We start from the raw sequence: 10867 nt of genomic DNA, 5'->3' as shown, positions 1-10867 counted from the left end.
GATGATTTGGCAACTCAGCTAACAGCGAAAGCAGCGGTGAAGATTGTGAAGCGCGGATGGATTTTCATTTTGGCTGCGGTTCCTACGGCATTGCTGGCTTTCTTCCTTTGGCCGTACCGATCGGAAACGATCGAAAGCAACATCTCCAAAAATAATACAGGCTGCTCGATTTCGGTAACCAGTAACGGTGGCTGGAAGAACGAAATGTACCTTCCAGGGATTTGGGCCTCCCGCGTTGCGTACCCTCTCGATGTCCGTGTTTTCGTCGATGAGTGCCGAAACCTACCTGAAGGAAGACCTTATTCGGTTGACCTTGTATCCACCGCTTCGGGAACGATCATCGCGCGAGGCATGTATTGCGCTGAAAACTCTCGTTCCGAAGACTATCCCTGTCAACTTGAGCTGCCACCGCTTGCCTCACTGACCGATCAAAATCGATATGTCGTTCGGGTTCGTACAGCACGGAGACACACGGTAGTCACCGCCAGAATTCAGCTATACCTTAAGAGAGAGTGGCGCAGCGTAGGGATCGACGCAATGCTGTCGGTGTAACGCCAAGAACGCAACTGGGGCTATGCGAGCCAAGCCCTATCTTAGCCGGTGAACCGACGTTTACGGTCGTCGGAGCGGATTTGCCCGGCCTGAGACAGCGCTTCATCCGGCGGACATTCGAAACAAGCAACCTTCGCCTGACCGATCTCCCATGACGACAGAAACTTGGCCGGGAAAGTCGAAAATCGAGGCGAAAGCGCACCTTCGCAACATGACGAAGGCGCGCTCACGCTCATGGTCGGCCGAGCGACATCGTTATTCCGCGACAACAACCTTGCGTTCGTCAACGATCGCGTTCTTCTCTCCTTCACCTTGCGCGATGGACGAGGTGGCCGGAATGCCTTGATAGCCCGATATGGATTGCGCACTGGCCATCCCCGGAGCGGTTGACATTCCCCCGAGCAAATCGCGGGTCGCCTTTTCGATCCTGTCGCCGATACCCGCATCGACGTTACGCCAGTAAGCGAATGCGCGTTGCAAGATCGGCTCGCTGACGCCGTCCGCCAGATGCCCGGCGACATTGTTCACAAAGCGGCTGCGCTGCGCATCATCCATGACTTCGCGGACCAACAGGCCCGCCTGGCTCCAATCGTCATCATCCTCGCGCAAGGTGTAGGCGGCACGCACCATCTCGCCATCGGCCATCCACGTTGCTTCTCCCCCCACTTCCGGTTGCGCGCCGGGGCCGCCATAGGAATTGGGTGCATAGACCGGATCGAGTGCGTTGACGGTCCGGCCCCGGCCTGCCCGCGAGTAAGAATGCACCTCCGCGGCGTTGGCCTGGTTCACCGGGATCTGCTTGTAATTAACGCCCAACCGAGCGCGGTGCGCGTCTGAATAGGAGAAGCCGCGCGCGAGCAGCATCTTATCGGGGCTCAGGCCAATTCCAGGCACCATATTGTTCGGCTCGAACGCCAATTGCTCGATCTGGGTGTCCCAATCCACCGGATTGGTATCGAGCGTCAGCTTGCCGACTTCGATCAGCGGATAATTGCTGTGCGGCCATATCTTGGTCAGATCGAACGGGTTGATGCGATAGGTTTTGGCATCTTCGAACGGCATCACCTGGAACTTCAACGTCCAAGTGGGAAATTCGCCCTTGGCAATGTGATCGAATAGATCCCGGCGATGATAGTCGCCGTCCTGCCCGGCCATCTTGTCGGCTTCTTCCTGCGTGAGATGGGCGTTGCCGTCGCCGAGATCGGTGTGGAAATGCCACTTGACCCAGAACTTCTCGCCCGCCTCGTTTATGAGCATATAGGTGTGGCTGCTGTAGCCGTTCATTTCACGCCAGTTCTTCGGAACGCCGCGATCGCCCATTAAATAGGTAACTTGATGGGCGCTTTCCGGGCTGAGCGTCCAGAAATCCCACTGCATGTCGTGATCGCGCAGCCCATTGTCCGCGCGGCGCTTCTGGCTTCGGATGAAGTGTTGAAACTTCATCGGGTCGCGAATGAAGAAGATCGGCGTGTTGTTGCCGACCATGTCGAAATTGCCGTCCTCGGTGTAAAACTTGACTGAAAAACCGCGTGGATCTCGCCAAGTGTCTGGGCTCCCTCGCTCACCCGCCACCGTGGAAAAGCGCATAGCGGTTTCCACCTTCGCGCCCGGCTGGAGAAATTTAGCCTTTGTGTATCGGCGGATATCCGCAGTCACCTCGAAATGACCAAAGGCACCGCTCCCCTTCGCATGCGGCTGGCGCTCCGGAATTCGCTCGCGATTGAAGTTCGCCATCTGCTCGATCAAATAATGATCATTGAGCACGATCGGGCCGTCACGGCCGATCGAAAGCGAATGCTCGTCGCTCTGGACTGGAATGCCGGCATCGGTTGTCGTGCGGGGCGCGGATTTATCTTCGGACATGATCAATACCTCCGATGTGCATTTCGAGAGCGTGCATCGATAACAGCGGATAGGAGCGCTCGTTCCTTCGCCGCGAGCGAACGACCAATTTGGCGACGGAAGCAGCGCTCACCCCCCCTCGACGCCCCGCCCCCGCCAAGCCATAACGGCACCACGCTGGAGCCGATCGGGGAGAATGACGCTGCGCCGCCTGTTTCGACGGAACCAGAGCCTGCCCGATCCGATCGGCAATGAGCGCCACGAGGCGGTGTCGCCGGACCTCGCCTATGAGCTGCAATCGAAGCTGCTCGATCAACTGGCGACGGTGAGCGTGGCCGCGGCGGGGCTGGCGATTACGCTGATCGGGAGCCTGTTGCAGGAGTCGTCGCGCGCCGTGTGGATCACGGTGGTGTTCTTCGGGCTGGCCGCGATGACCGCGATCGGCGGGAATGTCCGGCTGATCGACGCGCTCGCCGAGCGCAAGCCCGTGCTTCACCGCTGCAAGCGCGACGTGCAGCTTGCGCTGGGGATGATCGGCGCGGCCGCCGGTTTCCTGAGCATGGGAGGTTTACAACAGCGCCCGGCGCGGCGGCGAGCCCGCGCCGGCGGTGCGCGCCGAGAAGGCGGGCGACGCACCCCGCGCGCCGGCGCAACCGGAGCGCTGACGCGGCCGTCAGGCGATGGCGGGTTCGGGGTGGCGCCGCGGCGCCGCTCAAGCCCGCCGGCGCGCCGCGAGCCAGTCGGTAAAGGCGCCGTCGAGCAGCGCGAGCAGCGGGCCGGTGGCGAGGATCGCGATGGCGGCCGCACAGAGCAGCGCGGCGCGATCGCCGGCGGCCGGCGCGAGCGTGAAAAGGCGGAGCGCCGGGACGAGCAGCGCCGCCATCACCCCGCGCCGCAGCCAGCGCGCCGCCCAGCGCGTCACCCGGCCCGGCGGAGCGAGCCCCAGCAGCGCGAGCCGGGCGAGGAACAGCGCCGCGACCAGCGTGGCCGCGTCGATCAGCGCAGCGTTGGGCTCGGGGGTCACTCGGCCGCTTGGGCCGGCTCGGCGTTCGCGGCTTCGATCTCGGCGGCTTTGGCCTCGACCAGCTTGACGATGTGATCGAGCATGTCGGCATCCTCGACCGTGTGGTCGGTGAGGCCCGACAGATAGACCATGTGCTTGCCGTTGCCGCCGCCGGTGAGGCCGATATCGGTCTCGCGCGCCTCGCCCGGGCCGTTGACCACGCAGCCGAGCACCGAGAGCGACAGCGGCGTGCGGATGTGCTGGAGCCGTTCCTCGAGCGCCTGGACGGTGCGGATCACGTCGAAGCCCTGACGCGCGCAGCTGGGGCAGGAGACGACGCGGACGCCCCTATTGCGAATGCCGAGCGCCTTCAGGATCTCGAAGCCGACGCGGATTTCCTCTTCGGGCTCGGCGGAAAGGCTGACGCGGATCGTGTCGCCGATGCCGAACCAGAGCAGCGAACCGATGCCGATCGCCGACTTGACCGTGCCGCCGACAAACCCGCCCGCCTCGGTGATGCCGAGGTGGAGCGGGCAATCGACCGCATCGGCGAGCTGCTGATAGGCGGCGACGGCGAGGAACACGTCCGATGCCTTCACCGCCACCTTGAATTCGTGGAAGTCGCGGTCCTGCAGCAGCTTGATGTGATCGAGCGCGGATTCGACCAGCGCCTCGGGACAGGGCTCGCCGTATTTCTCGAGCAAATCCTTCTCGAGGCTGCCGGCATTCACGCCGATGCGGATCGCGGCGCCGTTCGCCTTGGCGGCGTTGACGACTTCGTTCACGCGCTCGGCCGATCCGATATTGCCGGGATTGATGCGCAGGCAGGCGGCGCCGGCATCGGCGGCTTCCAGCGCACGTTTATAGTGGAAATGGATGTCGGCGACGATCGGCACGCGCGCGGCGCGGACGATCTGCTTGAGCGCGGCGGTGCTCTCCACATCGGGGCAGGAGACGCGGATGATGTCGGCGCCGGCATCCTCGCAGCGGCGAATCTGGTCGATCGTCGCCTTGACGTCGGAGGTGGCGGTGTTGGTCATGGTCTGAACCGTCACCGGCGCATCGCCGCCAACGGGGACATTGCCCACCATGATCTGGCGGCTGGGCCGCCGGACGATATCGCGCCAGGGTCGTACGGACATGCGCGCTATATAGCCCCGCCCGCGCCCCGCGCCTAGGCCCGATGCGGCGGCGAATGGCGTCGCGTCCTTAAGGAGGGATGGGATGAACAGCACCGGTGAACCATGCGATAGACGGCGCCGCCAGCGATTGCGGCGGGCGGCGCGCGGGCCTAGGGCGACCGGCATGAGTCGCATCCTGTGTCTGCTTGCCGCGCTGATCGGTCTTGGCGCCGCCTCCCCCGCCGCCGCCTATTGGGAATATGGCCACGAAACCGTGGCGGCGATCGCCTATCGCAACGTGACGCCGCAGGTGCGTGCGCGGATCGATGCGATGCTGGCGCGATCGGCGCTGCTCGACACCCCCACCTGCCCTGCACGCACGATCGAGCAGGCAAGCGTATGGGCCGATTGCATCAAGACGCTGGGGCCGCGCTTCAGCTATGCCTATTCGTGGCATTATCAGAATGTCGACATCTGCAAGCCGTTCGACTTGAAGCCGCCGTGCCGCGACGGCAATTGCGTCTCCGCGCAGATCGAGCGCGACATGAAGCTGCTCAAGGACCGCACGGTGCCGCTGCGCGAGCGCCTCCAGGCGCTGGCGTTCCTGATCCACTTCGTCGGCGACCTGCACCAGCCGCTCCATGCCGGCGATCATACCGATCTGGGCGGCAACCAGGTGAAGACCAATTACGGCATCTTCACCAGCAAGCGGCTGAACCTGCATTCGGTGTGGGACGGCTATCTGGCCGAGCGCGCGATCACCACGCCGCCGTCGCCGGTGCGGCGCTACAGCGCTGCCGAACGCGCTGCCGTCTGGGGCGGCAGCGTCACCGACTGGAGCCGCGAAAGCTGGGAAGTCGCGCGCGATATCGTCTATCCGAGCGCGGCCGGCGACGCGGTCTGCACGCCGGGCGAACACCCCGCGCATCTCGACGAGGCGACGATCGCGCGGCTGGTCCCCGCTGCGCGCGAGCAGGTGGTGCGCGGCGGGCTGCGGCTGGCCCGGCTGCTCGACGAGGCGCTGGGCTGATCGGCCGCGCGTCGCCCGGACGGCGACGTCAGGACGGCGGCAGATGATCGGGCGCGCTGTTCCGCGCATCGAGATCGCGCGCGACGTTGCGCTCGCGCTGCCCCTCCAGCGGATGACGATTGCCGCGCCGTCGAATGAAATAAGCCAGCCCGACCCCGAGAACGACGACGGCGATAACAAGTGTTATCAAGTTGAGCGATGATAGAAAACCGGTGGATGACATTCGCCTGACCTTCAAATTATTGTAAGCGAATCCAACGGTTCGGCGACATGGCGAGTTCCGATGAGGCCGGAGGCACGGATCAACTTGAAGAAGCGGGGCCGGTTCGGGCCCTATCGACGCGGCCGCCAGTGCCAGTCGCCATCGGTCTTGCGTCGCGTCAACCAGATCAGGCCGAGCGTGAGCGGAACGAGCAACGCGAGCAGCCAGGGTTGCCCGTCGCGGGACAAATGCCCGATCGATACCACCGCGGCGATGAATGCCAGCACGAGCGACCAGCCCTGCCACGTTACCGGCGTGGCGCCATAGCCGATGGTTTTCGGCCGGAACCAATAGCCCGGGCGGATCATGCCAGCACCATCGCGACGAGGCCCGCCGCCAGTGCGACCGCCGACGCGGCGATCAGATAGGGGAGGCGCTTGCGCGGTGCGAAAACGGCAATGAACATGATGGCTCTCCTTCTCTGCCAAACCGGCGGGCACCGCCCGGCGGTGTCCGTTATGCCTCCCCTTCCCCCTCGCCGGCCCGGGGCGGACGCCCGCGTTTCGGCCGAACGGGATCGGCGAGTTTCACCCCGCGCCGCGCCAGCGCCTCGCGCAGCAGGCATTCGACCTGCGCGTTGACGCTGCGCAGATCGGCCGCCGCGCTCCGCTCGATCGCCGCGTGGAGCGCGGGATCGAGACGGAGGGGAAAGGCTTTCTTCGGCGGGGGCGAACTCACGACGATGCCTTACTGATAGAGCGACCCGGCGTTGACCACCGGCTGGGTGTCACGTTCGCTGCACAGCACGACCATCAGGTTCGACACCATCGCCGCGCGCCGCTCGTCATCGAGTTCGACGACATTCTTTTCCGAAAGCTGATCGAGCGCCAGTTCGACCATGCCCACCGCGCCTTCGACCAGCGTGGTGCGCGCCGCGACTACCGCCTGCGCCTGCTGGCGCCGCAGCATCGCGCCGGCGATTTCCTGCGCATAGGCGAGATGCGTAAAGCCGCATTCGTCGACGGTGATCCCCGCCACCCGCAGCCGCGCGATCAGTTCGTCGCGCAGTTCGCCGCCGACCTGTTCATGGTTGCCGCGAAGCGTCACTTCCTGATGCTCGAAATCGTCATAGGGATAGCGCGAGCCGATGGTGCGCACCGCCGCCTCGATCTGCACGTCGACGAACGCCTTGTAATCATCGACGTCGAACAGCGCCTGGGCGGTATCGGTGACGCGCCACACCACCTGTGCCGCCATCTCGATCGGGTTGCCGCGCAGATCGTTCACCTTGATCGTGTCCGAGATCATGTTGTTGGCGCGCACCGACACCTTGGTCTTGATCAGCCACGGCCAGGCCCAGCGCAGCCCGGCGTTCCGATCGGTGCCGCGATAATCGCCGAACAGCAGGATCGCCGCCGCCTGATTGGGCTGAAGCAGGTAGAAGCCGATGGCCACGAAGGTGGCGCCCAGCCCCGCCGCGACCAGCCAGCCGAGAAACACGAGTTTCGGCACCTGATCGATCTGGGTGAACGCCGCCCCGCCCGCGATCAGAAACGCCAGCGCCACGACCAGCATGCCATAGCCACTGGTGGTATGCGCAACCGTTTCACTGCTCTGCCGCAGCGCCCGGCCCCCATCGCGCACATTCGTCATGATACCCTCCTTAATTGTGATATCACTTTTATATCGTTCTGCGATCGTCGGCAAGCGCAATCGGCGGGTGTCGCGCGGCTGTTTGGCGCAGGCGTCGGCCGGGCACGAAAAAGGCCGCCGGAGCGGATGCCCCGGCGGCCCACCTTTCGCGGCGGTGCGCGGCCTCAGCTGAGGACGATGGTCACCGCGCGACGGTTCTGCGCCCAGCTCGCCTCGTCCGAACCCATCGCGATCGGGCGTTCCTTGCCGTAGCTGATCGTGGTCATGCGATCGGCCGAAACGCCGCGCGCCGCGAGATAGTTCTTCGCGGCATTGGCGCGGCGATCGCCCAGCGCGAGATTGTATTCGCGGGTGCCGCGCTCGTCGCAATGCCCCTCGATCGTGATGCGGACGTTGGGATGCGCCACCAGCCAGCGAGCCTGGCTGTCCAGGATCGCGCGCGCTTCGGGATCGATGTCATATTCGTCGAGCGCGAAATGCACGGTGTCGCTGGTGACTTCGCGACGGAACTGCTCCGACAGCGGGGTCGCCTGCGTCGTTTCGCCGCTGCCATAGGGCTCGGTCGAAACCGGCGGCTGCTCGGTCGGCGCCGGCGGCAGCGCCTCGGGCGGCTTCTTCGAGCAGGCGGCGGTGGCGACGAGTGCCACTCCGAGCATCAGACTGGTGGTCAGCTTGGCCATTTATTCCTCCTTTTGACGACGATGGGCGCGTCGCACGCATTCATTACGCGTACGTGGCGTTATAGTTCAGGGACGAACTGGTCCCCAATTGGGATCGGAGCCGTCGAGCGGGGTGGGCACCCGGCGGGTGGCCGATCCGGTGAGATCGACGGTCCACAGATCGGGGCGGCCGGAGCCGCGTGCCGATCGGAAGAAGATGATGACGCGGCCATTGGGCGCCCAGCTGGGGCCTTCGTCGCCCCAGCTGTTGGTGAGCAGCCGCTCGCCCTGGCCCGACGGGCTCATCACGCCGATGCGGAACGCGCCACCGCCGATGCGGGTGAAGGCGATCAGATCACCGCGCGGGCTCCAGGCCGGCGCCGCATAGCGGCCGCTGCCGAAGCTGATCCGGTGCTGGTTCGAGCCATCGGCGTTCATCACGTAAAGCTGCTGCGTGCCGCTGCGATCGCTTTCGAACACGATCTTCGATCCGTCGGGCGAATAGCTGCCGCCGGTATCGATGCCGGGCGAGGTGGTGAGCCGCTGCGGCGTGCCGCCGCTTGCGGGCACGCGATAGACGTCGGTGTTGCCGCCGACCGCCATCGAGAACACCACCCAGCGCGCATCGGGCGACCAGTGCGGCGCGAAGTTGAGCGCGACATTGGAGACGAGCACGCGATCGCGGCGCGAGTTCAGATCATAGATATGGATCGACGGACGATCGCGCTCGAAGCTCATATACAGGATCGCGTCCTGCTTCGGCGACATGCGCGGGGTGAGCGTGATCGACTGGCCGTTGGTGAGGAAGCGATGATTGGCGCCGTCCTGATCCATGATCGCCAGTTGCTTGCGGCGGCGGTTCTTCGGCCCGCTTTCGGCGATATAGACGACCTGGGTGTCGAAATAGGGGCCTTCGCCGGTGAGCCGCGTGTAGATCGAATCGGCGCATTTGTGCGCGGCGCGGCGCCAGTCGGCGGGCGCGACGACGAAGCCCTGACGCACCAGCTCGGTCTTGGCGAGCACGTCGTAGAGATAGCAGCCGACCGTCAGGCTGCCGTTCGAATTGGCACGGACAAAGCCCTGGACCAGCGCCTGCGCGCCGGTGCCGCCCCAATAGTCATAGGCAGGCGCCGTCACCTCGGCAAAGCCGACGGTGCGCAGCAGCGCGGGCTGGACGGGCGTGAACAGGCCCGAGCCGCGCAGATCGCTGGTGATGATTTCGGCGAGCTTCTGGCCGAGCACGTCGGTGGAGCCGGCCGGCGTATCGGTGACGGCGGCGGTGGGCATCACCGGAATCGCGATCGGCATCGGCGCGGAGATGCCGCCGACGATGTCGATCACCGGCTGGCCGCCCTGCTGCTGATCCTGCGCCGCCGCCTGCGGGCTGTTCGCGATCGGCGGGGGCGGCGTGGTCTGGGCATGGGCGGCGCCCGCCAGCAGCAGCGTCGCAAAAGCCAGTGTGGGGGCCGAAGTCGGGAATTTCATCATCTCATCCTCATCCAGGCAGCTTGTAGCTGAACGGCAGGCTTTTCCAGCCATTGGGTACGGCATAGAGCTCGGCAGGCAAGCCGCGGATCGGCGTGCAGCCCTTGAACGTCGCGATCGCCAGGTCCTTCACCCGCTCGACATAACGCGCATTGGCGCCGTCGTTGCCCTGAACCCCGGTGATTTCGGGATCGCCGGCGAGCGAGCCATCGGCCTTGAAGTTGACGCGCAGCAGCACGCGGATCTTTTCCGCCCCCGGTCCCGGCGTCACCTGGCGATTGGCGCAAGGCTGGATCTGGCGGGTGATCACGCCGCGGAAACTCGCGACCTCGGCCGAAGACGCGGCGCTGGCCGGGTTGTTGAGCGCGGTGCTGTTCGTCTTGTTGTTCGACCGGCCGAGATCGAGCCCGGCAAGATTGCCGGTTGGCTTGACCGGGCGGCGCGATGGCGAATTGGACGCGGTGTTCGCGGGCGCGGCGCTGGGCTTTTGCGGCGGCGACGGCTTGGCCGGTTTCGGCTCGGGCTTTTTCGGCTGCGGCTTCTCAGCAGGGGCCGGCGCAGGCTTGGGCGGCGCGGCGCGCGGCTTGGGCTCGGGCGCGGGTTCGGGCTCCGGCGCAGGCTCGGGCGGCGCGGTATCGGGTTCGACGGGCGCCTCGACGGGCGACTTCTTCGCCGCCAGTTCCTCATGGCTGACCACCGGCGCGGTGCTTTCCATGCCGACATCCTCGGCCAGCGAGACGTCGATCGGGATCAGCTTGGGCTGTTCGGGCTTGGGCGCGTCGAGCAACCCGATCGACAGCACCGCGAGCACCGCAGCATGCGCCGCGATGGAAATGCCGAGCCCGATCCGCTCGGAACGATCGATCGACACGGACACGCTCAGGGCTGGGCAGTCGGATCGGTGAGCAGGGAGACGCGGTTGAGACCGGCGCGATTGAGCTCGCCCATCACGCGCATCACCTTGCCATAGCCGAGCGCCATGTCGCCGCGCAGATAGATCGCCGACGGCTTGCCGTCCGGCCCCTTCTTCGCGGCGATCGCATCGAGCTTCGCGGGCAGTTCGGCATCGCTCACCGCATCGGTATCGATGAACACCTGGCCCTGCGCGTCGATCGAGATCTGCACCGGCTTCTGGTCCTGATCGAGCGCCTTGGCACGGCTTTCGGGCAGGTTCACCGGCACGCCGGCGGTGAGCAGCGGCGCCGTGACCATGAAGATGATGAGCAGCACCAGCATCACGTCGACCAGCGGCGTGACGTTGATATCGGCCATCGGCGCGCGGCGCCCGCGCCCCTTGTTGGAGGGAAGGTGCATCGCCAT

At 65.4% G+C, this 10867-nt stretch carries 13 protein-coding genes; 4 read left to right on the top strand and 9 right to left on the bottom strand.

The window, feature by feature from the left end; all coding sequences use genetic code 11:
• The coding region (locus ACX40Y_RS07225; protein WP_459118863.1) for a hypothetical protein at positions 1–552 on the top strand (552 nt) is incomplete at its 5' end.
• 255 nt (positions 553–807) lie between these two features.
• Here the strand turns inward: ACX40Y_RS07225 and ACX40Y_RS07220 are convergent.
• Positions 808–2415 carry a catalase gene (locus ACX40Y_RS07220; RefSeq protein ID WP_459118862.1) on the bottom strand — a complete coding sequence of 536 codons (1608 nt, stop codon included), beginning with the start codon at positions 2413–2415 and terminating at the stop codon, positions 808–810.
• Positions 2416–2590: 175 nt separating this feature from the next.
• On the opposite strand from ACX40Y_RS07220, the gene ACX40Y_RS07215 reads away from it, so the two are divergent.
• A complete protein-coding gene (locus ACX40Y_RS07215) occupies positions 2591–3493 on the top strand; it encodes a hypothetical protein (protein WP_459118861.1) in 903 nt (300 codons plus the stop codon).
• On the opposite strand, the gene ispG is transcribed toward ACX40Y_RS07215, so the two are convergent.
• Positions 3415–4539, bottom strand: coding sequence for a flavodoxin-dependent (E)-4-hydroxy-3-methylbut-2-enyl-diphosphate synthase (gene ispG, locus ACX40Y_RS07210; RefSeq protein WP_459118860.1), 1125 nt, complete (start codon positions 4537–4539; stop codon positions 3415–3417). The two genes, ACX40Y_RS07215 and ispG, sit on opposite strands and share 79 nt — an antisense overlap.
• Positions 4540–4702: 163 nt before the next feature.
• Between ispG and ACX40Y_RS07205 the strand changes: the two genes are divergently transcribed.
• Positions 4703–5548 (top strand): S1/P1 nuclease, encoded by an 846-nt coding sequence (locus ACX40Y_RS07205; RefSeq protein WP_459118859.1) that lies wholly within the window; start codon positions 4703–4705, stop codon positions 5546–5548.
• 43 nt (positions 5549–5591) lie between these two features.
• Positions 5592–5750, top strand: a complete 159-nt coding sequence (locus ACX40Y_RS07200; protein WP_459118858.1) for a hypothetical protein — start codon at positions 5592–5594, stop codon at positions 5748–5750.
• A 131-nt stretch (positions 5751–5881) separates the two neighbouring features.
• Here the strand turns inward: ACX40Y_RS07200 and ACX40Y_RS07195 are convergent, their stop codons facing one another.
• The 7 genes from ACX40Y_RS07195 to tolR all read right to left on the bottom strand — a co-directional run bounded on the left by ACX40Y_RS07195 (position 5882) and on the right by tolR (position 10867).
• Positions 5882–6118 (bottom strand): hypothetical protein, encoded by a 237-nt coding sequence (locus ACX40Y_RS07195; RefSeq protein WP_459118857.1) that lies wholly within the window; start codon positions 6116–6118, stop codon positions 5882–5884.
• Between the two features lie 148 nt (positions 6119–6266).
• A complete protein-coding gene (locus ACX40Y_RS07190) occupies positions 6267–6488 on the bottom strand; it encodes a type II toxin-antitoxin system antitoxin (protein ID WP_459118856.1) in 222 nt (73 codons plus the stop codon).
• Between the two features lie 9 nt (positions 6489–6497).
• Positions 6498–7403, bottom strand: coding sequence for an SPFH domain-containing protein (locus tag ACX40Y_RS07185; RefSeq protein ID WP_459118855.1), 906 nt, complete (start codon positions 7401–7403; stop codon positions 6498–6500).
• A gap of 164 nt (positions 7404–7567) precedes the next feature.
• On the bottom strand, positions 7568–8083 hold the full coding sequence (pal, locus tag ACX40Y_RS07180) for a peptidoglycan-associated lipoprotein Pal (RefSeq protein ID WP_459118854.1): 516 nt from the start codon (positions 8081–8083) through the stop codon (positions 7568–7570).
• Positions 8084–8149: 66 nt separating this feature from the next.
• A complete protein-coding gene (gene tolB / locus ACX40Y_RS07175) occupies positions 8150–9547 on the bottom strand; it encodes a Tol-Pal system beta propeller repeat protein TolB (RefSeq protein WP_459118853.1) in 1398 nt (465 codons plus the stop codon).
• Between the two features lie 10 nt (positions 9548–9557).
• Entirely contained in the window at positions 9558–10418 is an 861-nt protein-coding gene (locus ACX40Y_RS07170; protein ID WP_459118852.1) for a cell envelope biogenesis protein TolA, read from the bottom strand.
• Positions 10419–10426: 8 nt separating this feature from the next.
• Positions 10427–10867, bottom strand: a complete 441-nt coding sequence (gene tolR, locus ACX40Y_RS07165; protein WP_459118851.1) for a protein TolR — start codon at positions 10865–10867, stop codon at positions 10427–10429.

The sequence above is a fragment of the Sphingomonas sp. RS6 genome (assembly GCF_054489705.1).
The sequence above is the reverse complement of the archived record's forward strand: the minus strand, read 5'-3'. Positions and strand labels throughout refer to the sequence as shown.